Below are 24,524 nucleotides of genomic sequence, written 5' to 3' on the forward strand. Positions count from 1 at the left end.
CGACGCGGCCACCACGAGTGGCCGAGGAGAGAGTGACGATGACCGAGGCAGGTGGGCCGGCCGGCCCGATCGGCGCAGCACACGCCCGCTATGCGTCCGGTACACCCTGCTGGGTGAGTCTGATGGCGCACGGGTTGACCGCGACCGAGGACTTCTACGCCGAGCTGTTCGGTTGGGAATTCCAACCCGGTCCGCAGCAGCTCGGCCCCTACGTGCGGGCGTTGCTCGACGGCCGCGAGGTGGCGGGCATCGGCCAGCTCGCCCCGGACCGCCACCTCCCGGTCGCCTGGACGCCCTACTTCGCCTCGGACGACGTGGACACGACCGCCGAAACGGTCCGGCTGTGCGGCGGCACGATCGGAGTCGGCCCCCTGGAGGCCGCCGACGCCGGACGCCTGGCGATCGGATCCGACCCCTCCGGCGCCGTCTTCGGCGTCTGGCAGGCCTCGGGCCACGTGGGCACCGAGATCACCGGCGTGCCGGGCACACCCGCCTGGTACGAGCTGACGACCTACGAGACCGTCGGCGTCCGCAAGTTCTACGCGACGGTGTTCGGTTACGAGGAGGAGCCGGCGCCTCTGCCCGACTTCGACCATGTGACCCTGCGCGTCGGCGGCCGGCCGGTCGCCGGCGTCCACGGGGTGGGCGCCGCGCTGCCCCGGGATCTGGGGCCGCACTGGACGACGTACTTCGAGGTGGCCGACGTCGACGCGGCGCTCACACTCGTCGTCGGACTCGGCGGGCACGTCCTCGAACCGGCCCACGACAGCCCGCACGGGCGCGTGGCGGGCGTTGCCGACCCCGAGGGGGCCCGCTTCTCCCTGATCCAGCTCGCGCGCTGAGCACGCGGGCCGGACCCGCCGGTCCGCCGGGGCCGGGCCGGGCCGGGTCAGGCCTGCTGCACCGGCAGCACGTCGGGCGACAGGGCCGCCGCCCGCGCCGACGACGCGGTCATGCGGCGCCGGTGGTGGCGCCGGCACAGGACCTCGTAGCCGATCGTGTCGGCCTGGTCGACGTCGCCGACGACGACCTGGGCGCCCTCGACGACCATGAGGCCGCCCACCGTGCGGGCGTTGTGCGTGGCGCGGGCCCCGCACCAGCACAGCGCCTCGACCTGCAGCACCTCGACGCGGTCGGCGAGCTCGACGAGCCGCTGGGAGCCGGGGAAGAGCTTGGAGCGGAAGTCGGTGGTGATGCCGAAGGCGTAGACGTCGATGTCGAGGTCGTCGACCACACGCGCGAGCTGGTCGATCTGCTCCTCGGCCAGGAACTGCGCCTCGTCCGCGATCACGTAGTCCGCGCGGCCGCCCTGCGAGAGGTGTTCCACCAGGTAGGCGTAGAGATCCTGGCCGTCCTCGACCTCGACCGCGTCGGTGACCAGGCCGAGGCGGGAGGACAGCTTGCCCTCGCCCGCGCGGTCGTCACGGGTGAAGATCATGCCCTGCAGACCGCGCGCGGAACGGTTGTGCTCTATCTGGAGAGCCAGCGTCGACTTCCCGCAGTCCATGGTTCCGGAGAAGAACACCAGCTCGGGCATGGGGAGTCGAGCGCCTTTCGGTCAAGGAGAGGGAAGAGAGGAGGGCAGCGGAGCCGGCGGACGGAGGAGAAACGGTTCGAGCCTCAGGAGCGTACTTCGAGCAGAGGGACGAACTGCTCGGCAGGGGTCATCGACCCGTGGTTGCCGACCATCGCCGACTCCTTGGGCTCCCGCTCCGACGCGACGATCAGGACGTCGTCGCGGGCGGCCGCGACCACGTCGCCGAGGCGCGCGTACACCCGCTCCTCGACCTGCGGACCGAACCAGCCCGCCGCGATCGCCTCGTCGCGCGAGGCGACCCAGAACTGCTCGCCGAGCACCTCGCGCCAGCAGGTCAGCACGTCGTCCTCGGCGCCCGGCACGGCGTAGACATGGCGGGCGCGGCCCTCGCCGCCCAACAGGGCGACGCCGGCGCGCAGCTCCCAGTCCGCGTCGAAGTCGATGCGGTGCTCCTCGTCGAAGGGCACGTCGACCATGCCGTGGTCCGCGGTGACGTACAGCGCGCTGCGCGGCGGCAGTTGCTCGGCGAGGCGCTGGACCAGCCGGTCGACGTACATGAGCTGACCGCGCCAGGTGTCGGACGCGACGCCGTGGCGGTGCCCCGCGCCGTCCAGCTCGGCGTAGTACGTGTAGACGAGGGAGCGGTCGCCGGCGGCGAGCTGTTCGGCGGCGAGATCCATGCGCTCCTCGCCGGTGAGCCGCCCGTGAAACGTTCCGCCGCTGAGCGCGACCTTGGTCAGGGGGGTGTTCTGGAACGTGGGGGACGACACCTGGGCGGCGTGCACGCCCGCCCGGTGGGCCAGCTGGAAGACGGTCGGGTACGGCTGCCAGACGCCCGGCGCGGTCCACGGCTGCCAGCGCAGCTGGTTCATCAGCTCGCCGGTGGCCGGGTTGCGCACGGTGTAGCCGGGCAGGCCGTGGGCGCCCGGCGGGAGGCCGGTGCCCACCGAGGCGAGGGAGGTCGCGGTGGTCGCGGGATAGCCGGCGGTCAGCGGGCGTCCGGTGCCGCCGCGCGAGCTGCCGAGCAGCGCGTGCAGGTACGGCGCCTCGTCGGGGTGGGCCTTGATCTGCTCCCAGCCGAGGCCGTCGACGAGGAAGACGCAGTTGCGGTCCGCCGGCGTGAGCTCCGGGATCGCCGCGGTCATGCCGGGCACGGCCATGCCCGCGGCGAGCGTGGGCAACAGGTCGGCGAGGGAGCCGGAGCCGTATTCGGGGACGGGGGCGGAGCCGACGGCGAGCGGTTCGGGGTAGTCCCAGGGGGCGGACCGATCCATCAGCGGGTGACGTCCGCGGTGGCTTCGGAGAGCGACTGCGCGAAGGCGAGGGCCTGGCGCACCGTCTCCGGGCCGTCCCCGGCCTCGCTGACGCGCAGGCTGAGGTCGTCCGCCGTCGAGCTGCCCGTGTAGCCGTGGTCGGCGTCGCAGTCGGGGTCGCCGCAGGCGGCCGGCTCCAGGTCGATGCGGGAGACGGCGCCCCAGCCGATGGTGAGCACCACCTCACGCGGCAGGGTGCCCGGCGCGTACGACTCCGGATTGGCGACCACACGGCTGAGCACGACCGACGAGATCCTGCCGAGCTTGACGGACTCCGTGGACGTCGTGGCGTACGGCGTCGGGGAGGTGGTGTCGGCGGCCTGTTCGTCGGTGTGGCTGACGATGAAGCGGTTGCCGGTGAGCACCAGCACGGTCACGTGCCGGCGCACCTCGTTCTGGTCGAACGTGGTCTCCTGGTGGACCAGGAACGACCGGATCGGATCGCCGCCCACGGCGGCCTCCACCGCCTCGGCCACGAGGGCCGGGTAGTAGCCGCTGCGCTCGATCGCCGCGCGCAGCCCCTGGGTCGTCGTACTGGTCTTGGCCATGCCCTCCATCCTACGGGGACCCACTGACTGCGAGGCACCGCTCAGGGGCCCTCCGATGGGGCCTGACTCGCGCGGTCACGCTTCCCGGGGGGCCGCCCGGCGGCCGCCCGCGTCCCCCTCGCGCGCTGTCGGGGCGGCTCAGTACGCCGGCAGGGTCCTCGGTCCGAGGTCGTCGCGCGCGGGTGGGGGCGCGAGGCGGACCGACGCTCCGAGGACGGTGACTCCGCGCGGGGCGACGACGGCCGGCTCCAGGGTGACGGCGACGACCTCGGGGTGGTCGTCGACCAGCCGGGAGACGCGCAGGAGGAGCTCTTCGAGGGCCGGGGTGTCGACGGGCGTCGAGCCGCGCCAGCCGAACAGGAGCGGGGCGGTGCGGATGGAGCGGACCAGCGACGTGGCGTCGCGGTCGGTGACCGGGACGAGCCGGTGCGCCATGTCCCCGAGCAGTTGCGAGGCGGCTCCGGCGAGTCCGAACGACAGCACCGCCCCGGCAGCCGGGTCGATGACCGCGCGCACGACCGTGTCGACCCCTCGCGGCGCCATCGCCTGGACGACCGGACGAAGCTCCTCCGGCTTGCCGAAGAGCTCCGTCAACTCGCCGTATGCCCTGCGCAGTTGCTCCTCGTCGGCCAGGTCGAGGCGTACGCCGCCCAGGTCGGCGCGGTGTCGCAGGTGCGGGGCGGTCGCCTTCAGGGCGACGGGGTAGCCGAGGGCCTTCGCGGCCCGCGCGGCCTCGTCGGGGGTGGGCGCGGGGATCGCCCGGCGGGTGCGGATGCCGTAGCGGCCGAGCAGCTCGCAGGTCTCCTCGGCGCCGAGGGTGAGGCCCTGCCCGCGCGCGAGGAGCCCGCCGATCAGCCGGGCGGCGCCCTTCTCGTCGATGTCCTCGTACTCGGGGACCTTGCCGGGGTCGGCGGCCTCGCGTCGCCACTGGGCGTACCGCACCGCCTCGGCGAGGGCGCGGACGGCGCGTTCGGCGGCGGGGTAGGCGGGGATGAGGTGTGTTCCCTCGGGCGCCTCGACGGCTGCGGGCTGCGACGCCGGGGCGTTCTCCGTCGCCGCACGCGCGCGTGCCACGCCTTCCGCGCGCGGTGCGGTGCTCGCGGCGGCGGACAGGGCCGCCGCGAGGCCGCCGAGCTCCACGTGCACGACGAGTACCGGCTTGGCGGGCGCGGCGGCGGCGGCCGAGCGCAGGGCCTGCGCGAGTTCCCCGTCCTGGGGGGACCGCTCGCCGATCGCCGGGATCGCCGTCACCACCACCGCGTCGCACGTCTCGTCGGCCAGCGCCCGCGCGAGCGCGGCGTGGAAGTCCTCCGCGGAGGCCTCCGTCGTCAGGTCCGACGGAGGCAGCGGACGCAGCCCCTCGGAGAGGCAGGCGTCGTAGGTGAGCAGTCCCAGCGACTCGGAGTTGCCGAGGATGGCCACTCTCGGTCCCGGCGGCAGCGGCTGGCGGGCCAGCAGCAGGCCGGCGTCGACCAGTTCGGTGATGGTGTCGACGCGGATCACGCCGGCCTGCCGCAGCAGGGCCGACACGGTCGCGTGCGGCAGCCGGGTCGCCCGCACGGCGTGGCCCTGCGGGGCGGAGCCGGCTCCCTGGACGACGACCAGGGGTTTGGCCGCCGCCGTGCGCCGCGCGAGGCGGGTGAACTTGCGGGGGTTGCCGATCGACTCCAGGTACATGAGGGCGACGTCGGTGTCGGGGTCGTCGTACCAGTACTGCAGGACGTCGTTGCCGGAGACGTCCGCGCGGTTGCCGGAGGAGACGAAGGTGGACACGCCGGTGACGCCGGTGACGCCCCCGCCGCGCCGGTGGAGGCGGGACAGCAGGGCGATGCCGATGGCGCCCGACTGGGCGAACAGGCCGATGCGGCCGGCCCTGGGCATCTCCGGGGCGAGGGAGGCGTTCAGGCGCACCCGCGGGGAGGTGTTGATGACGCCGAAGGCGTTGGGCCCGATGATCCGCATGCCGTACGCGCGTGCCTGGCGCACCAGTCGGCGCTGGCGCTCGCGCCCGTCGGGGCCGCTCTCGGCGTACCCGGCGGAGAGGACGACGAGCCCCTGCACGCCGTGTTCGCCGCACTCGTCGACGGCCTCGGGCACGGACTCGGCCGGGACGGCGAGGACCGCGAGGTCGACGGGCGCCGCCACGTCACGCACCGAGCGGTGCGCGGGCACTCCGTCGAGCTCCTTCAGGTCCTCGGGGAAGGCCTTGTTGACGGCGTACAGGAGGCCGGTGAACCCGGCTTCCCGGAGGTTGCCCAGGACGCTGCGGCCGACGCCGCCCGGGGCGCGGCCGACGCCGACGACGGCGACGGAGCCCGGCGCGAGCAGCCGCCCCACGGAGTGCGCCTCGGCGCGCTGTTCCCGCGCGCGCTGCACCGCCAGGGAGCGCTCGGTGGGTTCGAGACCGAACTCCAGGTGCACGACGCCGTCCTCGAAGCTGCGCTTCTGGGTGTAGCCGGCGTCCGTGAAGACCTTGATCATCTTGGTGTTGGCGGGGAGCACCTCGGCGGCGAAGCGGCGGATGCCGCGCTCGCGCGCGACGGCCGCTATGTGTTCGAGGAGCGCCGAGGCGACACCGCGCCCCTGGTGGGCGTCCTGTACGAGGAAGGCGACCTCGGCCTCGTCGGCGGGCGCGGAGGCGGCCATGCCGTCGGCTCCGATGCGGTCGTAGCGTACGGTGGCGATGAACTCGCCGCCCACCGTGGCCGCGAGTCCCACCCGGTCCACGAAGTCGTGGTGCGTGAAGCGGTGGACGTCCTTGGCGGACAGGCGCGGATAGGGCGCGAAGAAGCGATAGTACTTCGACTCGTCCGAGACCTGCTCGTAGAAGCTGACCAGGCGTTCGGCGTCGTCGACGGTGATGGGACGGATGCGTGCGGTGCCGCCGTCGCGCAGCACCACGTCGGCCTCCCAGTGGGCGGGGTACTCGTGCCGCTGCGGCGCGCTCTGCATGGGCCCCAGCGTACGGCTCGCGCGGGACAACGGCGCGAGGCAGTCTGTGCAGGACGGACGTCGGGTCGAGGCCGCGATCCGACGACCACGCGGGGAGAGGACGAAACGTACTCTCCCTCACACGCTTCACGTGTGGAACACTGGTCTAGACAACCTGAACACCGAAGGGCAGCATCACATGGCTGAGCGCCGCGTCAACGTCGGCTGGGCCGAGGGCCTCCACGCCCGCCCCGCTTCCATCTTCGTCCGGGCCGCCACGGCCGCAGGCATCCCCGTGACGATCGCCAAGGCCGACGGCAACCCCGTCAACGCGGCCTCCATGCTGGCCGTGCTCGGCCTGGGCGCCCAGGGCGGCGAGGAGGTCGTCCTCGCCTCCGACGCCGAGGGCGCGGACGTCGCACTCGACCGACTGGCCAAGCTGGTCGCCGAGGGCCTCGAGGAACTCCCCGAGACCGTCTGAGCACGTCGTCGTATTCAGTGAAGGGCTCGCCCGAATTATCGGGCGAGCCCTTCACATTTCCCGTTCCCGGGCAGCGGAAATAATCTCCCGCGAATTATCCCCTTCTTTGTATACGGCCCCCGTGTTAATGCCGCAGACCCGACATGTTTACGGGAGGTTGCGAAGTTCTCACACGGTCGGCGCGGTCCGCTGCGCCGGAAAAGCGCAGCCGGTGCGCCGACGTCGAACGCTCGGTGTGCAGCGCCGTGATCGTCCGGGCGCGCTCCCCGTCCCCGCGCGTCACCGCGTCCACGATCGCGCCGTGCTCCGCCCAGGACTCCACCGGGTCCGCCGGGGCGTCCACCGTGTACATCCAGGCGATCTTGTGACGCAGCTGGGTGAGCATCGAGGTCAGGGCGGGGCTTCCGGAGGCCTGGGCGAGCGTCTCGTGGAACCAGCCTCCCAAGGAGCGCAGATCGTCGCTGCTGCCCCTTCTGGCCCGCTCCTGGCCCAGCCGGACGAGCCCGCGCAACACCTTCAGGTGGGCCTCGGTGCGCCGCTGGGCGGCCCGGGAGGCGCCGAACGGCTCCAGCAGCATCCGCATCTCCAGCAGGTCGCCGGCCTCCTGCTCGGTCGGCTCGGCCACGCACGCGCCCGCGTGCCGCCGCGTGACCACGAAGCCCTCGGCCTCCAGCGTGCGCAGCGCCTCCCGGACGGGAACACGGGAGACGCCGTAGCGGCGGGCGAGGAGTTCCTCGGTGAGGCGGCTGCCGCGCTCGTAGACACCCGCGACGATGTCGTCCCGGACGGCCGTGCACACCGAGTGCGCCGGAATACGCATGACGGACCTCCGCCTTAATCCCCGTGAAACGTCGACGATTGACGTGCGTTCAGCGACTCTATTGCAATGAACGGGAATTTCCGATGGCGGGCCGGAATCCATGGATATTTTTTGGACAGCATGCCCCGGGAAACGGTAAAGCCCCGGCCGAAGGGCCGGGGCCGGACGATCTGCCGTCAGGCGTCGTCAGACGTTCACGCCGTGCCCGCGGAGATAGGCGACGGGGTCCATGTCCGAGCCGTACTCCGGGGTGGTGCGGGCCTCGAAGTGCAGATGCGGGCCGGTGACGTTGCCGGTGGCGCCGGAGAGCGCGATGCGCTGTCCCGGGGTGACCTGCTGTCCCACCGACACCTCGATGGACGACAGGTGGCCGTACTGGGTGTACGTCCCGTCGTTCATCCGGATGACCACCTGGTTGCCGTACGCCCCGCCCCAGCCGGTCTCGACCACGGTGCCGGAGCCGACCGCGTGCACGGTGGTGCCGCTGGCGGCGTGGAAGTCGATGCCGGTGTGGCTGCCGGAGGACCACAGCGAGCTGCTGGCCTGGTAGCCGGTGGAGACGTAGGAGCCGGTGATCGGCATCACGAAGGTGTTCAGGCGCCTGCGCTCGGCCTCGCGAGCGGCACGCACGCGTGCCTCGCGCTCCTCGACGGCCTTCTTGGCGGCGGCCTGGCGGGCGGCCTCCTCGAAGGCGGCCTGCTTCTGTACGGCGACCTGGTCGTCGAGCTGCTCGACGACGGCCTCGCCGGCGGTGACGACGGGGATCAGGCCGGTCTGCTCGGGGGTGGGCTCGGCGGCGAAGGCCGGGGCGGAGGCGACGGTCGCCATCACGCCGGTGGTGGTGAGGGCCGCGACGCCCGCCGCGCGGGCGGTGGTGCGCTGCATCCGGCTGGGCCGACGATGCTTCCCGGTGGCGCAGGTGAACGCCATGAAGTCAGGGGTGTCCTTTCCTTCCCTCTCGCCTACCGGGTTAGCTGACGGGTTCGGAGCAGGAAGGTCTCCTACGGACCCCCTCGCCTTCGCGCGGGCGTCCGATTCACCCCAGGGACTTCACAAGTGGGTCCCCGGCTCCCCTGGCTCGCGCCATGCGGGGACTCGGCGATGACTGTCCGGTGCCGCGGCTGCGGCGCACTGCCTGACGAACAGCCCGGATGACGCTAAACGGCCCGGGTTTCCCTCCTCAAACGAATCCCGGTTTTTGTAGCGCATCCCACAGGGCAGATGGGGGACTCCGCCGCAATTCGGACACATCACGGGTTCAATTCCCTCACACGGAGGCCCTGGTGACGCTTGCGTCGACCAGGGCCCCCACACGCGCGTGCCGTTGCCGGACTACTCCGCGGAGACGACCTTCACCTCGCCGATGCCGAGGGCCTCGACCGGCTCCCTGATCTGTGCCGCGTCACCCACCAGGACCGTCACCAACCGGTCCACCGGGAAGGCGTTCACGGCGGCCGCGGTGGCCTCCACCGTGCCCGTCGCCGTCAGTTGCCGGTACAGCGTCGCCTGGAAGTCGTCGGGCAGGTGCTGTTCCACCTGGTCTGCGAGCGTGCCCGCCACAGCCGCGGCGGTCTCGAACTTCAGCGGCGCCACCCCGACCAGGTTCTGCACGGCCACGTCCCGCTCGGCGTCGGTCAGGCCGTCGGCGGCGAGGGTGCGCAGCACCTTCCACAGGTCGTCCAGCGCGGGACCGGTGTTGGGGGTGTCCACCGAGCCGCTGATGGCGAGCATCGCCGCGCCCGAGCCGTCCGGGGCGGACCGCAGGACCTGCCCGAAGGCGCGCACGCCGTAGGTGTAGCCCTTCTCCTCCCGCAGGACCCGGTCCAGGCGGGAGGTGAGGGTGCCGCCGAGGCAGTACGTGCCGAGCACCTGGGCGGGCCACACGCGGTCGTGCCGGTCGGGGCCGATCCGGCCGATCAGCAACTGCGTCTGGACGGCGCCGGGGCGGTCCACGATGACGACCCGGCCGGCGTCGTCGGCGGTCACCGGCGGCACCGGCCGCGGCTCTGCCGAGGAGCCCGTCCAGGCGCCCAGGGTGTCGTCCAGGAGCGCCTTGAGGTCGACTCCGGTGAGGTCGCCGACGACGACGGCGGTGGCCGTGGCCGGGCGGACGTGCCGGTCGTAGAAGGCGCGGACGGCGGCCGAGTCGATCTTCTCGACCGTCTCCGCGGTGCCCTGGCGCGGGCGCGACATGCGCGCGGTGGCCGGGAACAGCTCCTTGGAGAGCTCCTTGGCGGCGCGCCGGGCGGGGTTGGCCAGCTCGTGCGGGATCTCGTCCAGACGGTTGCGGACGAGGCGCTCCACCTCGCTGTCGGCGAACGCGGGTGCCCGCAGCGCGTCGGCGAGCAGACCGAGGCCCTTGGCCAGGCGCGAGGCCGGCACCTCGAGACTGAGGCGGACGCCGGGGTGGTCGGCGTGCGCGTCCAGAGTGGCGCCGCAGCGCTCCAGTTCGGCGGCGAAATCCTCGGCGGAGTGCTTGTCGGTGCCCTCGGAGAAGGCGCGCGCCATGATCGTGGCGATGCCGTCGAGACCGGCCGGCTCGGCGTCCAGGGGCGCGTCGAGGATGACCTCGACGGCCACGACCTGCTGGCCGGGACGGTGGCAGTGCAGCACGGTCAGGCCGTTGTCCAGCGTGCCGCGCTCGGGCGCCGGAAACGCCCACGGCTTGGCCTCGCCCGCCGCGGGCTGGGGGTGGAAGTCCATCGTGGCGAGCTCGGTCACCGGGCCGCCTCCTCGTTCTCGTCCTGGTCGGCGGGGGCTTCGGCGGCGGTCGGCTCGTAGACGAGCACCGCGCGGTTGTCGGGGCGCAGTCGGGCCTTGGCGACCTCCCGCACCTCTTCGGCCGTCACGTCCAGCACGCGCTGGACGGCGGTCAGAGCCAGCTGCGGGTCGCCGAACAGGACGGCGAACCGGCACAGTTCGTCGGCACGGCCGGCGACCGTGCCGAGCCGGTCCAGCCACTCGCGCTCCAACTGGGCCTGGGCGCGCTCCATCTCCTCGTCGGTGGGACCCTCCTCGGCGAACCGGGCGAGCTCCTCGTCGATGGCGGCCTCGATGACGGGCACCTCCACGTCGCCGGACGTCTTCACGTCCAGCCAGCCCAGGGAGGGCGCACCGGCGAGCCGCAGCAGGCCGAAACCGGCCGCCACAGCGGTGCGGTCGCGGCGCACGAGCCGGTTGTACAGGCGGGAGGACTCGCCGCCGCCGAGGACGGTGAGCGCCAGGTCGGCGGCGTCGCACGCGCGCGTGCCGTCCTGCGGCAGCCGGTAGGCGGCCATCAGCGCGCGGGCCGGCACCTCCTCCTCGACGACCTCACGGAGCTGCTCGCCGATGACGTCGGGCAGTGCGCCGTCACGGGGCGCGGGCTTGCCGTCGTGGCCCGAGATGGAGCCGAAGTACTTCTCGACCCAGGCGAGCGTCTGCTCGGGGTCGATGTCGCCCACCACGGAGAGCACCGCGTTGTTGGGCGCGTAGTAGGTGCGGAAGAACGCGCGCGCGTCCTCCAGCGTCGCCGCGTCCAGGTCGGCCATCGAGCCGATCGGCGTGTGGTGGTACGGGTGGCCGTCCGGGTAGGCCAGAGCGGTCAGCTTCTCGAAGGCCGTGCCGTAGGGGACGTTGTCGTAGCGCTGGCGGCGCTCGTTCTTGACGACGTCGCGCTGGTTCTCCATCGACTCGTCGTCGAGCGCGGTGAGCAGCGAGCCCATGCGGTCGGCCTCCAGCCACAGGGCGAGCTCCAGCTGGTGCGCGGGCATGGTCTCGAAGTAGTTGGTGCGCTCGAAGCTGGTGGTGCCGTTGAGCGATCCACCCGCGCCCTGGACCAGCTCGAAGTGGCCGTTGCCCTTGACCTGGCCGGAGCCCTGGAACATCAGGTGCTCGAAAAGGTGAGCAAGGCCGGTACGCCCCTTGACTTCGTGGCGCGAGCCGACGTCGTACCAGAGGCACACCGCCGCGACGGGGGTCAGGTGGTCCTCCGACAGCACCACGCGCAGCCCGTTGGCCAGGCGGTGCTCGGTCGCTGTCAGGCCCCCGGAGCCTGCCTGGGCTGTGGCCGTGTGACCCATGGGCATGTACGTCCCTTCCGATCGCGGACGCGGTCGTCGAAACCGCGGTTTTCCTGCCGGTCCTGCCACTGTATGCAAGCGTGCGGACGGTCGGCGAAGTTCCCGGGCGACGTACGCCGAGAGCGAGATCGCGTAGCCTGCGGGCAGCCGTGGAGGAGGTGCCTCTGCGTACGGGCCCGGACGGTCGACGCCGGGTCCTCGCCCGCCCTGTCAGTGCCACGGTCCACAATGGTCCGCGTCAGATCCCGTCACACGCCCCAGCAAGGAGCCGGCAGCGATGGCCCGCCGCAGCACGAAGACCCCGCCGCCCGACGACTCGTACGAGGAGCGCATCCTCGACATCGACGTCGTCGACGAGATGCAGGGCTCCTTCCTCGAGTACGCGTACTCGGTCATCTACTCCCGCGCCCTGCCGGACGCCCGTGACGGTCTGAAGCCGGTGCACCGCCGCATCGTCTACCAGATGAACGAGATGGGCCTGCGCCCCGAGCGCGGCTACGTCAAGTGCGCCCGTGTCGTCGGCGAGGTCATGGGCAAGCTGCACCCGCACGGCGACGCGTCGATCTACGACGCCCTGGTGCGGATGGCCCAGCCCTTCTCCATGCGGCTGCCGCTGGTCGACGGTCACGGCAACTTCGGCTCGCTGGGCAACGACGACCCGCCGGCCGCCATGCGCTACACCGAGTGCCGTCAGGCCGCGGCGACGAGCCTGATGACGGAGTCGATCGACGAGGACACGGTCGATTTCGCGCCCAACTACGACGGCCAGGAGCAGGAGCCGGTCGCGCTGCCCGCCGCCTTCCCGAACCTCCTGGTCAACGGCGCCTCCGGCATCGCGGTCGGCATGGCCACCAACATGCCGCCGCACAACCTGGGCGAGGTCGTCGCGGCCGCCCGTCACCTGATCCGTCACCCCGGCGCGGATCTGGACGCCCTGATGAAGTTCGTCCCGGGTCCCGACCTGCCCACCGGCGGCCGCATCGTCGGCCTCTCCGGCATCCGGGACGCCTACGAGAGCGGACGCGGCACCTTCAAGATCCGCGCCACGGTGGCGGTGGAGACCGTCACGGCCCGCCGCAAGGGCCTGGTCGTCACCGAACTGCCCTTCACGGTGGGCCCCGAGAAGGTCATCGCCAAGATCAAGGACCTCGTCGGCTCGAAGAAGATCCAGGGCATCGCCGACGTCAAGGACCTCACCGACCGCGCGCACGGCCTGCGCCTGGTCATCGAGATCAAGAACGGCTTCGTGCCCGAGGCGGTCCTGGAGCAGCTCTACAAGCTGACGCCCATGGAGGAGTCCTTCGGCATCAACAACGTGGCGCTGGTCGACGGCCAGCCGCTCACGCTGGGCCTGAAGGAACTCCTGGAGGTCTACCTCGACCACCGCTTCAACGTCGTGCGCCGGCGCAGCGAGTTCCGCCGCACCAAGCGCCGCGACCGCCTGCACCTGGTGGAGGGCCTGCTGACGGCGCTCGTCGACATCGACGAGGTCATCCGGCTGATCCGCTCCAGCGACAACAGCGCTCAGGCCAAGGAGCGCCTCATGGAGCGCTTCTCGCTGTCGGACGTCCAGACCCAGTACATCCTGGACACCCCGCTGCGCAGGCTCACCAGGTTCGACCGCATCGAGCTGGAGGCGGAGAAGGAACGGCTCAACGAGGAGATCGCCGAGCTGACCCGGATCCTCGACTCGGACGCGGAGCTGCGCAAGCTGGTCTCGGCCGAACTGGCCGCGGTGGCGAAGAAGTTCGGCACCGAGCGCCGTACGGTGCTGCTGGAGTCCTCGGGCGCCACGGCCGCCGCCGTGCCCCTGCAGGTCGCCGACGACCCCTGCCGTGTGCTGCTGTCCTCGACGGGCCTGCTGGCGCGCACCGCGAACGCCGAGCCCTTCGCCGAGAGCTCCGAGGACTCGGACGGCCGGCGCACCAAACACGATGTGATCGTCTCGGCCGTTGCGGCCACCGCGCGCGGGGAGATCGGCGTGGTCACCTCCTCGGGCCGCCTGCTGCGGATCAACGTCGTCGATCTACCGCAGCTCCCCGACACCGCGTCGGTGCCGAACCTGTCGGGCGGCGCCCCGCTCGCGGAGTTCGTCTCCCTGGAGGGCGACGAGACGGTGATCTGCCTGACCACGCTCGACGAATCGTCCCCCGGTCTGGCGATCGGCACCGAACAGGGCGTCGTCAAGCGCGTCGTGCCCGACTACCCGACCAACAAGGGCGAGCTGGAGGTCATCGGCCTGCGGGACGGCGACCGGATCGTCGGCGCCGTCGAGCTGCGCACCGGTGAGGAGGACCTGGTCTTCATCACCGACGACGCCCAACTGCTGCGCTACCAGGCATCGCAGGTGCGTCCACAGGGCCGACCGGCCGGCGGTATGACGGGCATCAAGCTCACCGAGGGCGCCAAGGTGATCTCGTTCACGGCGGTCGATCCCGCGGCGGACGCGGTCGTCTTCACCATCGCGGGCTCGCGCGGCACTCTGGACGACTCGGTCCAGACGACCGCCAAGCTCACCCCCTTCGACCAGTACCCGCGCAAGGGCCGGGCCACCGGCGGGGTGCGCTGCCAGCGGTTCCTCAAGGGCGAGGACTGCCTGTCTCTGGCCTGGGCGGGCCCCGTCCCGGCCAAGGCGGCGCAGAAGAACGGTCTGCCGGCCGATCTGCCGGAGGTCGACCCGCGCCGTGACGGCTCGGGCGTGTCGCTGCCGAAGACGGTGTCGGTGGTGGCTGGGCCGGTCTAGACCCCGGCCTCCCGGGCCTCTTGGGCCTCTTGGGCCTGGGCCTCCTGGGCCTATTGGGCCTGGGCCTCCTGGAAGGCCTCGTGCCGGAGGTCCCGGGGTGGCCCGGAACCCTCGAGGTCGCCGGGCTCCTGGAGGCCGTCGGCATACTCCGTGCCCTCGGGGCCCTCTCGGTCCTCGGGGTCCTGTACGTAGCGCAGGACGCCCCACATGTCGTGTTCGCCGGCGGGTGGGGCGTCGCTCACGCAGGCCTCCAGTGCCGCGCCCAGGGCGGCGGCGTCGATACCGGAGCCGATGAGGACGAGCTCGGTGCGGCGGGCCGCGCCGGACGGCCAGGGCTCGGGCTGGAAGCGGAGGAAGCGCCCGACGGCGTGCACGGCGTACCTGTTGGCCGGATCGTGCGGACCGAAATCGACATACCCCTTGATCCGGTACAGCCCCTCCGGTCGGGTGTCCAGGAACTCCATCAACCGTTTCGGTCCCAGCGGGACTTCGGACGTGAAGGAGAGGCTGTCGTAGGCGGTGTGGAGATGGTCGGCGTGTTCGTCCGCGCCGCGGTCGTGCAGATCGTCGAAGGTGAGCTGCCCGACGCGCTCCTCGCTCGGCCTGCGGTCGAAGAGGAACTCGGGGTCGATGCGGCCGTAGGTCGCGGGGACGACGGCGGCGCGGTCGGCGAGGGAGCGGACCAGTCCGAGGACCCGGCCGGCGTCGGACACGCGGTCCAGTTTGTTCACCACGACCAGGTCGGCGAGGGCGAGGTGCCGGTCGATCTCGGGGTGTCTCACCCGGGTCGCGTCGAACTCGGCCGCGTCGACGACCTCGACGAGTCCGCCGTACATGATCCGGGGATGGCCGGCGGCGAGCACCATCCGCACCAGCTCCTGGGGCTCCGCCAGTCCACTCGCCTCGATCACGATGACATCGATGCCGGCGGCCGGGCGGGCGAGCCGTTCGAGGTAGACGTCCAGCTCGCTGGTGTCGACGGCACAGCACAGGCAGCCGTTGCCGAGGGAGACCGTGGAGTCGCCGAGCGCGCCGGCCACGGCCATGGCGTCGATCTCGATGGCGCCGAAGTCGTTGACGATCGCGCCGATCCGGCTGCCTCCGCTGCGGTGCAGCAGATGGTTGAGCAGGGTCGTCTTGCCGGAGCCGAGGAATCCGGCGAGCACGACGACCGGGATCTGATGCGGACTGCGGCTCTGCGACACGTGCGACCTCTCTTGCGCCTGCGGTGCGCCGGTTCGCGGGCCCGGCGCCCCCACGAGGATGGACCGCGGCCCAGGATACGAGCCGCGGAAGACCCCACGAAGTCAACGCTTGCCGACACGTCAACTCACCCGTCCCCGCCTCCGGACGCGTGCTTGACGACGGACGGCCCACGTTGAGACACCGTTGTCCACAGGCACGGAATCCACACCTGGGCTGGTGGATACGGTGACTCCCATGCGTGATCAGGAATCCGGCCCCGGCCACCCCGAACGACGGCTGAGCACCAAAGAGGCCGCCGAGCTGCTCGGCGTGAAAACCGACACCGTGTACGCGTACGTCAGCCGCGGCCGGCTCAGCAGCCGACGCGCGCCCGGCGGTCGGGGCAGCACCTTCGACGCCCAGGAGGTCGAGGCTCTGGCTCGTCGTACCGGGCGGGTGGTCGGCCGACGTCCGGGGTCGGGGACGGAGCCGTTCGTGCGCACGCGCCTCACGCTCATCGAAGGGGACCGCTACTACTTCCGGGGCGTCGACGCCGTCGATCTGACCGCCCGGCACTCCTACGAGGAGGTCGCGGAGTGGCTGTGGACGGGCCGGATGCGGCCCGGCGCCACCTTCACCGCGCCCGAGGCGTCGGTCGAGGCAGCCCGTCGTGTCGTCGGCGCCCTGCCCGGCCACACCGGTCCCGTGGACCGGTTGCGGGTCGCGGCCGTCGCCGCCGGGGCGGCCGATCCCCTGCGCTTCGACCTGTCCGAGGAAGCGGTGCTCGCCACGGCTCGCGTCCTCATCCCCACCCTGGTCGCCGCTCTGCCTGCGAGGCGCCCCTCCCACCGCGACGGGGGCTCCCTCGCCGGCCGCCTGTGGGGGCGGCTGAGCGGGCGGCCGGCCGGCAAGGCGCAGCTGCACGTCCTCGACACGGCTCTCGGCCTGCTGGTCGACCATGATCTCGCCGCCTCGACGCTCGCGGTGCGCGTCGCCGCCTCGGCCCGCGCGCACGCCTACGCGGCCGTGTCCGCGGGCCTCGGCGTGATCGAGGGACCGCTGCACGGCGCGGCCGGCGGGCTCGCCCACCGGATGCTGCTCGACGTGCTCGACGTCGGCAGCGCGGGGCCCGTGATCGCGGAGGAGCTGCGGGCCGGTCGTCGCGTCCCCGGTCTCGGCCACCCGCTCTACCCCGGCGAGGACCCCCGCGCGCGTGCTCTGTTCGCCCTCCTGGAGGAGCTCCCCGAAGCCGCGCCCGCCCTGGCCGCGGCCCGGGACGTCGTGGCCACGACCGCCCGCCACGCACCGCTGCACGCCAATGTGGACCTGGCGCTCGCCGTCCTCACCGCGTCGAGCGGCATGGAGGCGTCGGCCGGCGAGACGATCTTCGCCGTCGCCCGTACGGCGGGCTGGATCGCGCACGCCCTGGAGGAGTACGGCGAACGCCCCTTGAGGATGCGGCCGAGCGGACACTATGCGGGCCCGAGGCCGCCGCAACCCCTGCCCGGCTGAGAGACCGGGCGCACGGACGGAGCTGCCGCCGCGGACGCTGCGCCGATCTCTGCGGTCATCCGCTGCTCCGGGGAGGCGTCCGGCGCCGCGGATGCGTCCGCTCCCGAGGGGGCGCCGTCGTCGGGCCCGCAAGTCGTTCCGCGGCGAGTCAGGTTAGGCTCACCTCTGTGAGTACGTGCGCGACCGTCTCGCGGGACCTCGACGAGCCCCTCTCCGGAACCGCGGCCACGGCGACCACCTGGCTGCTCCTGGAGCAGGCGGGCCCCTGGGGCGCCAAGGCGCTGGTCTCGAGCCACCTGGACCCTGCACTGGGCCGTGCCCTGGAGGCCGCCGCGCAGGGCACCGGGGTGCGCATCGCGCTCATCCGGCGCCCCGGCCGCCACGCGGACTTCGGCGCTCCGCCGCTGCGCCAGGTGTACGCCGCCCACACCGCTCCCGGTCGGGTGTGGTTGCACGGCGCCACGACCCACGATCCCCGCCGGTTGCTGGACCTCGACTTCGCCGCCCTCGGCCGGGGCGACCACCGCACCTTCGACGACGCGCTGCGGGGCGGTCCGCACACGGGCGACCCGCTCGCCCTCGTGTGCACCAACGGCAAGCGCGACCGCTGCTGCGCGCTCCTCGGCCGTCCGCTGGCCGCGCAACTGGCCGCCTCCGGGGTGGAAGGCGTCTGGGAGGTGACCCATCTGGGGGGTCACCGCTTCTCCCCCACCCTGCTCGTCCTGCCGCACGGGTACGCGTACGGCCGCGTCGAGGCGCACACCGTCAAGGAGATCCTCCACGGTGTCCAGGAGGGCCGGATCCTCCTGCGGGGGTGTCGCGGGAGCTCCGCCTGGGAGCGGCCCGGCCAGGCGGCGGAACTGGCCGTGCGCGAGGCGACCGGAGAGGACGCGGCGGAGGCGCTGAGCGTCGTGGCGACCGCCGGGGGCGCACCGCGCTGGGAGGTGACCGTCGAGCACACCGACGGTCGCCACTGGGAGGTCGTGGTGGCCCAGGGCGCCTCGTCGCCGCCCCGGCCGGAGAGCTGTGGAACGTCGGTCCTCGGCGTCCCCGGGCGGATGGACGTGGTGGCGGTGCGAGAGCTCACGGGTGCGGCGTCGAGGGGCTGAGCCGTCGTTTCTCTTGACGCGGTCAAGAGATCCACATCACCCGCCCCTACGGGTGCGCGGTCCCGTCCACGTACCGTCTTGGGTATGAGCCCCACTCCCCCCGCCCGTCGCCTGCGCCTCGGAATGCCGCGTCGCATGTTCTCGCAGCTCCTGCTCATGCAGCTGACGATCGCCGCGGGAGTCGTGGTGCTCGCCACCGGGCTGTTCCTCGCCCCGCTCAGCGACCAGCTGGACGATCAGGCGATGCGCCGCGCGCTGGCCATCGCGCAGACCACTGCTGCGGTGCCGCAGATCGCCGAGGACCTCCAGCGTTCGCGGCCGACGGTCGGCGGGCCGGTGCAGCGGGAGGCCGAACGGATCCGCAAGGCCAGCGGCGCGGAGTACGTCGTGGTGATGGACCTGCACGGCACCCGCTGGTCCCACCGCGATCCCGCCCAGGTCGGCGGCCATGTCTCGACCGATCCGAGCGAGGCCCTGGCCGGCCGGGCGATCATGGAGATCGACAGCGGCACCCTGGGCCGCTCGGCCCGTGGCAAGGTACCGCTGCGCGACGGCGCCGGCCACATCATCGGCGCGGTGTCGGTCGGCATCGAGTACGACAGCGTGCGCGCCCGCCTCATCCACGCGATCCCCGGGCTGTTCGCCTATGCCGGAGGCGCGCTCGCCGTGGGCGCGCTGGCGGCCTGGCTCATCTCACGACGGGTCCAGCGGCAGACCCGCGACCTGGCCTTCTCTGACATCTCCGCCCTGCTCGCCGAGCGCGAGGCCATGCTGCACGGCATCCGGGAGGGCGTCGTCGCCCTGGACCGGGCCGGCCGCGTCCGCCTGCTCAACGACGAGGCCCAGCGCCTGCTGGGCATCGGCGACGAGGCGGTGGGCCGGCTCCCCGACGAGGCCCTCGGCGCGGGCCGTACGGCCGACGTGCTGGCCGGCCGGGTGGCCGGCACCGACCTGATCTCCGTCCGCGGCCAGCGCGTCCTGGTCGTCAACCGCATGCCCACCGACGACGGGGGCGCCGTGGCCACGCTGCGCGACCGCACCGAGCTGGAACAGCTCGGCCGGGAGCTCGACTCGACCCACGGTCTCATCGACGCCCTGCGGGCCCAGGACCACGAGCACGCCAACCGTATGCACACGCTGCTGGGCCTGCTGGAACTGGAGATGTACGACGACGCCGTGGAGTTCGTCGGCGAGGTGGTCGGCGATCACCGGGCCACCGCGGAGCAGGTGACCGAGAAGATCGGGGATCCGCTGCTCGCCGCCCTGCTGGTCGGCAAGGCGACCGTCGCGGCCGAGCGGGGCGTCGCCCTGTGGGTCTCCGACCGGACCCGGCTGCCCGACCGGCTGATCGACCCGCGCGGACTCGTCACGGTCGTCGGCAATCTCGTGGACAACGCGCTCGACGCCGTCGCGGGCAAGCCGCACGCGCGCGTGGAGGTCGAACTGCGCGCGGAGGGCCGGACCGCCGTCCTGCGGGTGCGCGACACCGGGCCCGGCGTTCCGGCCGAGCAGCACGAGATGATCTTCACGGAGGGCTGGTCCACGAAGAAGCCGCCGGCGCACGGCAAGCGCGGGATCGGACTCTCGCTGGTGCGCAGGCTCGCCGAGCGGCAGGGCGGCACCGCGACGGTGGGCGAAGCGGCCGGCGGGGGCGCCGAGTTCGCCGTCGTCCTGCCCGAGGCGCTGGCCGAGCCCGGCCCGCAGCCGGGCCGGCCGGATCCGCAGGCCGGCCCGGAACCCGCCTGGTCCGCACCGGCCACAGGCGCCGTCGAGGAGGGTTCGCGATGATCGAGGTCCTGGTCGTGGACGACGACACCCGAGTCGCCCGGGTCAACGCCGCCTACGTCGAGAAGGTGCCCGGCTTCCACGTCGCGGGCGAGGCCCACAGCGCGGCAGAGGCGCTGCACCGGCTGGAGACGCTGCCCCACCTGGATCTCGTCCTGTTGGACCACTACCTGCCCGACGAGACGGGTCTGGAGGTCGTCCAGGAGATGCGGCGGCGCGGGCACCAGGCCGACGTGATCATGGTGACCGCCGCACGGGACGTCGGGACGGTACAGGCCGCGATGCGCCAGGGAGCGTTGCAGTACCTGGTGAAACCGTTCGCCTTCGCGGGTCTGCGTACCAAGCTGGAGGCCTACGCGGATCTGCGCCGCACCCTCGACGGCGGCGGCGAGGCCGAGCAGGCCGACGTCGACCGGATCTTCGGCGCCCTGTCCGCCCCCTCGGAACCCGGTCTGCCCAAGGGGCACTCCCCCACCACCGCCGAACTCGTACGCCAGTCGCTGATGAACGCCGAGGGGCCCTTGTCGGCCCAGGAGATCGCCGACCGGACCGGAGTGAGTCGGCAGACCGCCCAGCGCTATCTGAAGCTCCTGGAGCGCACGGGGAGGGCCCGTCTGACCCTGAAGTACGGCGACGCGGGCCGCCCGGAACACCGTTACGTGTGGGCGACCCGCGCCTGAGGCACGGCCCTTTCCTGAGGCACGGCCCTTTCCTGAGGCGGCCGCCCTTGGGCACGGCCCCTGCGGCGGGGGCTCGCGCGCTCTGCTTCCGGCGGCCCGCCCGTCAGCCCGTCGCCTTCTCGACGAACTCGGTCGTGTAGGTCTTGGCGAGGTCCACGTCGGCGTTCTGGATGGTGGGGTTGAACGCCTTGAGGACCTTCTCCACGGTCTCGGGGCCGTTCGTGGGCATCACACCGTCCTTGGTGAACATGGGCAGGGTGTTCTTGATGGCCGCGGAGTACAGCATCTTGTCGCCCTGCGAGTAGTCGGCCGGCATCTTGTCGGCGATCTGGTTCGCGCTGTGTGTGGACATCCACCTGAGGGTCTTGACGAACGCATTGGCCAGCTTCTGGACGGTGTCCTTGTGGCCGTTGACCCAACTGGTCTGCATGTACAGACTTGACGACGGGTACGGTCCGCCGAACGCCTCCTGGGAGCCCTGCGGCGTCCGCATGTCGAGGAGGATCTTGCCGGCCTTCTTGTCCAGGATCGTCGCCACGGTCGGGTCGGTCGTCATGCCGCCGTCGATCGCACCTTGTTGGAGCGCCGCGATGAAGGTCGGTCCCGCGCCCACGGCGACCGGGGTGAACTCGCTGACCTTCACGCCGTTCTTGACGGCGAGGTACTTGGTGAGGAAGTCGGTCGAGGAGCCGAGGCCCGTGACGCCGAGCTTCTTGCCCGGGAAGTCCTTGGGCGAGGCGATGTCGTCCTCGGCCTTGGTCGAGACGATCTCCACCTCGCCGGGCGCCTGCGAGAACTGGACGACGGACTCCACCTCCTTGCCCTTCACCTGCAGGTCGAGGGTGTGGTCGTAGAAGCCGACGGCCCCCTGCACCTGGCCGGAGACGAGTGCCGTCTCGGCCTGCACGCCGGCCGGTTCGCTCAGCAGCTCGACGTCGAGTCCCTCGGCGTCGAAGTAGCCCAGGCGCTGGGTGAGCATGGCGGGCAGGTAGATGACCTTGTCCAGGCCACCGACCATGATCTTGACCTTGGTTCCCTTGCCGTCGCCCTTGCTGTCGGCGCCGCTGGACGCCGTCCCGGCGGCGTCGTCGGCACAGGCTGTGAGCGAGGAGAGGGCGAGCAGGCCGGCGGCGGCCACGGCCGCGTATCTGGCGGTTGTGCGCATGGCGGGTTCACGTCCTTGTGAGAGGCGATGCAGGGTACGAGCGGAGCGGCACGGGGCGATGCGCGAGAAGTGCCGTCCCGGGGTGTTCGAGGAAGGGTCAGCCGTCCGAGCCCGTCGGTTTCCAGCGGAAGATGCGGCTCTCGACGAAGGTCAGCAGCCCCTCGGCGACCAGGGCGACGACCGCGAGGATGACCATTGCCGCGTACACGCCGGCCGCGTTGAAGGTGCCCTGGGACTGCGCGACGAGCAGCCCGATGCCCTTGGTCGCGCCGATGTACTCGCCGACGATCGCGCCGATCAGGGCGAAGCCGAAGCTCACGTGCAGGCTGGTGAAGATCCAGGAGGTGGCGGAGGGCACGACCACCTGAAGGGTCACCCTGCGGTCGCTCGCGCCGAGGATGCGGGCGTTGGCGACGAGGTTGCGGTCGACCTCGCGGGCGCCCTGGAAGGCGTTGAAGAAGACGGGGAAGAAGACCAGGACCACGGCCGAGGCGACCTTGGAGGCCGGGCCGAGCCCGAACCAGATCACGAAGATCGGCGCCAGCACGATCCTGGGTATGGAGTTGAGCACCTTGATGTATGGACCAAGGATGTCGGCGAGAAAGGTGACCCGGCCGAGCGCGATGCCGCACACGACACCGGCGACCACACCGATGATCCAGCCGAGCAGCGCCTCGTAGAGCGTGTACCAGATCTGCTCGCCCAGCGAGCCGAGCGCGGTCCCGTGCGTCAGCCAGGTGGAGATCTGATCCCAGATCTTGCTGGGCATCGAGAAGTTGAACGGATCGATGACCTTGGCGCGGGACAACCCCTCCCACAGCGCGAGCACGGCCACGAGGAGCAGGACTCGGCACACCATCACGACGAGCTTGCGTCTGCGTGCGGCACGCGCGCGTGCATGGGCGCGATCCGGCGCCTTGACCGCGTCGGCCACCGGTGTGTCGAGGACGTCAGGCGACATGGGCCGCACCTCTCTCGCGGGTGATGCGGACCTCTTCTCCGAGGGACTCCCAGATCTCGCGGTAGATCTCGATGAACCGCGGCTCCAGGCGTACCGACTCGACCTTGCGCGGCCGCGGCAGGTCGATGTCGAAGACCTGCTTCACGGTCGCGGGACCTGCGGTCATCACGACGACCTTGTCGGCCAACGCGATGGACTCCTCCAGGTCGTGGGTGACGAACACGACGGACGCGCCCGTGCCCTCCCACAGTTCGAGCAACTCGTCCGACATCAGAGCCCTGGTCTGCACGTCGAGCGCGGAGAACGGCTCGTCCATGAGCAGGATCGCGGGGTCGTTGACGAAGGTCGCGGCGAGGGCGACGCGTTTGCGCTGGCCGCCGGAGAGCTGGTGCGGGTAGCGGTCCTCGAAGGCGGAGAGTCCGACCCGGCCGAGCCATTCCCGGGCCCTGCTCTTCGCCTCCGCCTTGGGCACCCCGCGGAAGCGGGGGCCGGCCATGACGTTCGACAGGACCGTGCGCCACGGAAAGGTCGCGTCCTGCTGGAAGACGAAACCGACCTTGTCGCCGACGCCCCGCACGGGCTGCCCGGCGACCAGAACCTCCCCCTGGGTGGGCTCCTCAAGACCGCTGACCAGGGTCAGCGTGGTCGACTTCCCGCAACCGGTCGGTCCGACGACGGCCACGAACTCGCCGTGACCGACGGTGAGGTCGAGTTCCCGCACGGCGGTGTGCGGGGCTCCCGACGGGGTCCTGAAGACCTTGCTCGCGCCCCGCAGCTCGATGGCGGGGCTGGTGTGTGCGCTCATGGCCGGGGACGGTAGAGGCGACCCACCAGGGAGCATCAGCCTTCTGAGCGCATGCGCTTCTTTTGCTTGCAAAGGCCTGTTGTGCTCGTTTTGCTCGCGCTACAACAGCGAAGCCGAAACCCGGGCTCGACGCCCGCCTGGCCCTCAGGAGAGCCCGATGATTGACGTCCTGGTGGTCGACGACGACTTCCGTGTCGCCGAGATCAACGCCAAGTACGTGGGGAAGGTTCCCGGTTTCCGGGTCGCCGCCCGCGCGCACAGTGCTGCCCAGGCGCTCGCCTGCGTGCAGCGCGGGACCATCGACCTGGTCCTGCTCGACCACTACCTGCCCGACGGGACCGGCCTCGACCTGGTCCACCGCATGCGGGAGCAGGGCCACGGCACCGACGTCATCATGATCACAGCGGCGGGCGACGTGACGACCGTGCAGACCGCGATGCGGCTGGGCGCCCTGCACTACCTGGTCAAACCGTTCACGTTCGCAGCGCTGCGCACCCGCCTGGACTCCTACGCCGCTCTGTGCCGCACCGTCGACCGGGTGGGCGGCCACGGCGTCGCCGGGCAGGAGCAGGTCGACCGGATCTTCGGCGCCCTGCGCACCGGCCCGGCGCCGTCCGCGCCGGGCCTGCCCAGCGGCCACTCCGAACCGACGGCGGATCTGATCTGCACCGTCCTGCACCGCGCGAGCCAACCGCTGTCCGCCCACGAGGTCGCCGCCGAGACCGGCCTCAGCCGGTCCACCGCCCAGCGCTACCTCCGCCACCTGGAACAGGCCGGACGGCTGCATCTGTCCCTGAAGTACGGCGACACAGGCCGCCCGGAGCACCGGTACGCGTGGGTGGTGCCGTAGCCGGGCCCGCGAAACACCCGCACACCCGCCATGGCACG

General features: G+C 72.0%; 20 protein-coding genes and 1 riboswitch. Of the genes, 8 read left to right on the top strand and 12 right to left on the bottom strand.

Annotated features, from left to right (window positions below; all coding sequences use genetic code 11):
* The first annotated feature begins 38 nt into the window (after positions 1–38).
* The gene (locus tag ACFVYK_RS14070) at positions 39–842 is read left to right on the top strand and encodes a VOC family protein (protein WP_389772894.1); all 804 of its coding nucleotides are present in this window, start codon (positions 39–41) and stop codon (positions 840–842) included.
* Positions 843–889: 47 nt separating this feature from the next.
* Here the strand turns inward: ACFVYK_RS14070 and ACFVYK_RS14075 are convergent, their stop codons facing one another.
* The 4 genes from ACFVYK_RS14075 to ACFVYK_RS14090 all read right to left on the bottom strand — a co-directional run bounded on the left by ACFVYK_RS14075 (position 890) and on the right by ACFVYK_RS14090 (position 6,350).
* Complete coding sequence (locus ACFVYK_RS14075; protein ID WP_389772897.1) at positions 890–1,537, bottom strand: thymidine kinase; 648 nt, start codon at positions 1,535–1,537, stop codon at positions 890–892.
* Positions 1,538–1,620: 83 nt separating this feature from the next.
* Positions 1,621–2,811 (bottom strand): alkaline phosphatase family protein, encoded by a 1,191-nt coding sequence (locus ACFVYK_RS14080; protein WP_389772899.1) that lies wholly within the window; start codon positions 2,809–2,811, stop codon positions 1,621–1,623.
* On the bottom strand, positions 2,811–3,407 hold the full coding sequence (locus ACFVYK_RS14085; RefSeq protein ID WP_389773038.1) for a DUF5998 family protein: 597 nt from the start codon (positions 3,405–3,407) through the stop codon (positions 2,811–2,813). The genes ACFVYK_RS14080 and ACFVYK_RS14085 overlap by 1 nt, the downstream gene beginning before the upstream one ends.
* A gap of 129 nt (positions 3,408–3,536) precedes the next feature.
* Positions 3,537–6,350 (bottom strand): GNAT family N-acetyltransferase, encoded by a 2,814-nt coding sequence (locus ACFVYK_RS14090; RefSeq protein ID WP_389772902.1) that lies wholly within the window; start codon positions 6,348–6,350, stop codon positions 3,537–3,539.
* Positions 6,351–6,528: 178 nt separating this feature from the next.
* Here ACFVYK_RS14090 and ACFVYK_RS14095 point away from each other — a divergent pair, with 178 nt between their 5' ends.
* Positions 6,529–6,810 (top strand): HPr family phosphocarrier protein, encoded by a 282-nt coding sequence (locus ACFVYK_RS14095; protein ID WP_389772905.1) that lies wholly within the window; start codon positions 6,529–6,531, stop codon positions 6,808–6,810.
* A 124-nt stretch (positions 6,811–6,934) separates the two neighbouring features.
* Here the strand turns inward: ACFVYK_RS14095 and ACFVYK_RS14100 are convergent, their stop codons facing one another.
* The 4 genes from ACFVYK_RS14100 to ACFVYK_RS14115 form a co-directional block, all read right to left on the bottom strand.
* Positions 6,935–7,630, bottom strand: a complete 696-nt coding sequence (locus tag ACFVYK_RS14100) for a GntR family transcriptional regulator (RefSeq protein ID WP_389772907.1) — start codon at positions 7,628–7,630, stop codon at positions 6,935–6,937.
* 186 nt (positions 7,631–7,816) lie between these two features.
* On the bottom strand, positions 7,817–8,560 hold the full coding sequence (locus ACFVYK_RS14105) for a M23 family metallopeptidase (protein ID WP_389772910.1): 744 nt from the start codon (positions 8,558–8,560) through the stop codon (positions 7,817–7,819).
* 14 nt (positions 8,561–8,574) lie between these two features.
* Positions 8,575–8,741: riboswitch (cyclic di-AMP (ydaO/yuaA leader) on the bottom strand.
* Positions 8,742–8,962: 221 nt separating this feature from the next.
* Entirely contained in the window at positions 8,963–10,351 is a 1,389-nt protein-coding gene (locus tag ACFVYK_RS14110) for a M16 family metallopeptidase (RefSeq protein ID WP_389772912.1), read from the bottom strand.
* On the bottom strand, positions 10,348–11,697 hold the full coding sequence (locus ACFVYK_RS14115; protein ID WP_389772915.1) for a M16 family metallopeptidase: 1,350 nt from the start codon (positions 11,695–11,697) through the stop codon (positions 10,348–10,350). Before ACFVYK_RS14115 ends, ACFVYK_RS14110 begins: the two co-directional genes overlap by 4 nt.
* A gap of 271 nt (positions 11,698–11,968) precedes the next feature.
* Between ACFVYK_RS14115 and ACFVYK_RS14120 the strand changes: the two genes are divergently transcribed.
* Positions 11,969–14,434 (top strand): DNA topoisomerase (ATP-hydrolyzing) subunit A, encoded by a 2,466-nt coding sequence (locus tag ACFVYK_RS14120; protein WP_389772918.1) that lies wholly within the window; start codon positions 11,969–11,971, stop codon positions 14,432–14,434.
* 50 nt (positions 14,435–14,484) lie between these two features.
* On the opposite strand, the gene ACFVYK_RS14125 is transcribed toward ACFVYK_RS14120, so the two are convergent.
* Entirely contained in the window at positions 14,485–15,639 is a 1,155-nt protein-coding gene (locus ACFVYK_RS14125; RefSeq protein WP_389772921.1) for a CobW family GTP-binding protein, read from the bottom strand.
* Between the two features lie 235 nt (positions 15,640–15,874).
* Between ACFVYK_RS14125 and ACFVYK_RS14130 the strand changes: the two genes are divergently transcribed.
* From ACFVYK_RS14130 to ACFVYK_RS14145, 4 genes are all read left to right on the top strand, one after another.
* Positions 15,875–17,131 carry a citrate/2-methylcitrate synthase gene (locus ACFVYK_RS14130; protein WP_389772924.1) on the top strand — a complete coding sequence of 419 codons (1,257 nt, stop codon included), beginning with the start codon at positions 15,875–15,877 and terminating at the stop codon, positions 17,129–17,131.
* 167 nt (positions 17,132–17,298) lie between these two features.
* The gene (locus ACFVYK_RS14135; protein WP_389772927.1) at positions 17,299–18,240 is read left to right on the top strand and encodes a sucrase ferredoxin; all 942 of its coding nucleotides are present in this window, start codon (positions 17,299–17,301) and stop codon (positions 18,238–18,240) included.
* An 84-nt stretch (positions 18,241–18,324) separates the two neighbouring features.
* Positions 18,325–20,028 (top strand): ATP-binding protein, encoded by a 1,704-nt coding sequence (locus tag ACFVYK_RS14140; RefSeq protein WP_389772931.1) that lies wholly within the window; start codon positions 18,325–18,327, stop codon positions 20,026–20,028.
* The gene (locus ACFVYK_RS14145) at positions 20,025–20,705 is read left to right on the top strand and encodes a response regulator (protein WP_389772933.1); all 681 of its coding nucleotides are present in this window, start codon (positions 20,025–20,027) and stop codon (positions 20,703–20,705) included. Before ACFVYK_RS14140 ends, ACFVYK_RS14145 begins: the two co-directional genes overlap by 4 nt.
* Positions 20,706–20,808: 103 nt before the next feature.
* On the opposite strand, the gene ACFVYK_RS14150 is transcribed toward ACFVYK_RS14145, so the two are convergent.
* The 3 genes from ACFVYK_RS14150 to ACFVYK_RS14160 all read right to left on the bottom strand — a co-directional run bounded on the left by ACFVYK_RS14150 (position 20,809) and on the right by ACFVYK_RS14160 (position 23,636).
* Positions 20,809–21,870 carry an ABC transporter substrate-binding protein gene (locus ACFVYK_RS14150; protein WP_389772936.1) on the bottom strand — a complete coding sequence of 354 codons (1,062 nt, stop codon included), beginning with the start codon at positions 21,868–21,870 and terminating at the stop codon, positions 20,809–20,811.
* Between the two features lie 97 nt (positions 21,871–21,967).
* Complete coding sequence (locus ACFVYK_RS14155) at positions 21,968–22,831, bottom strand: ABC transporter permease (RefSeq protein ID WP_389772939.1); 864 nt, start codon at positions 22,829–22,831, stop codon at positions 21,968–21,970.
* Positions 22,821–23,636: an ABC transporter ATP-binding protein gene (locus tag ACFVYK_RS14160; RefSeq protein ID WP_389772942.1), complete on the bottom strand. Its 816-nt coding sequence runs from the start codon at positions 23,634–23,636 to the stop codon at positions 22,821–22,823. Before ACFVYK_RS14160 ends, ACFVYK_RS14155 begins: the two co-directional genes overlap by 11 nt.
* A 157-nt stretch (positions 23,637–23,793) precedes the next feature.
* Between ACFVYK_RS14160 and ACFVYK_RS14165 the strand changes: the two genes are divergently transcribed.
* Positions 23,794–24,486, top strand: coding sequence for a response regulator (locus ACFVYK_RS14165; protein ID WP_389772945.1), 693 nt, complete (start codon positions 23,794–23,796; stop codon positions 24,484–24,486).
* The last annotated feature ends 38 nt before the right edge of the window (positions 24,487–24,524 follow it).

The organism is Streptomyces sp. NPDC058291, from assembly GCF_042880855.1.
In the GTDB taxonomy this organism is placed as follows: Bacteria; Actinomycetota; Actinomycetes; order Streptomycetales; family Streptomycetaceae; genus Streptomyces.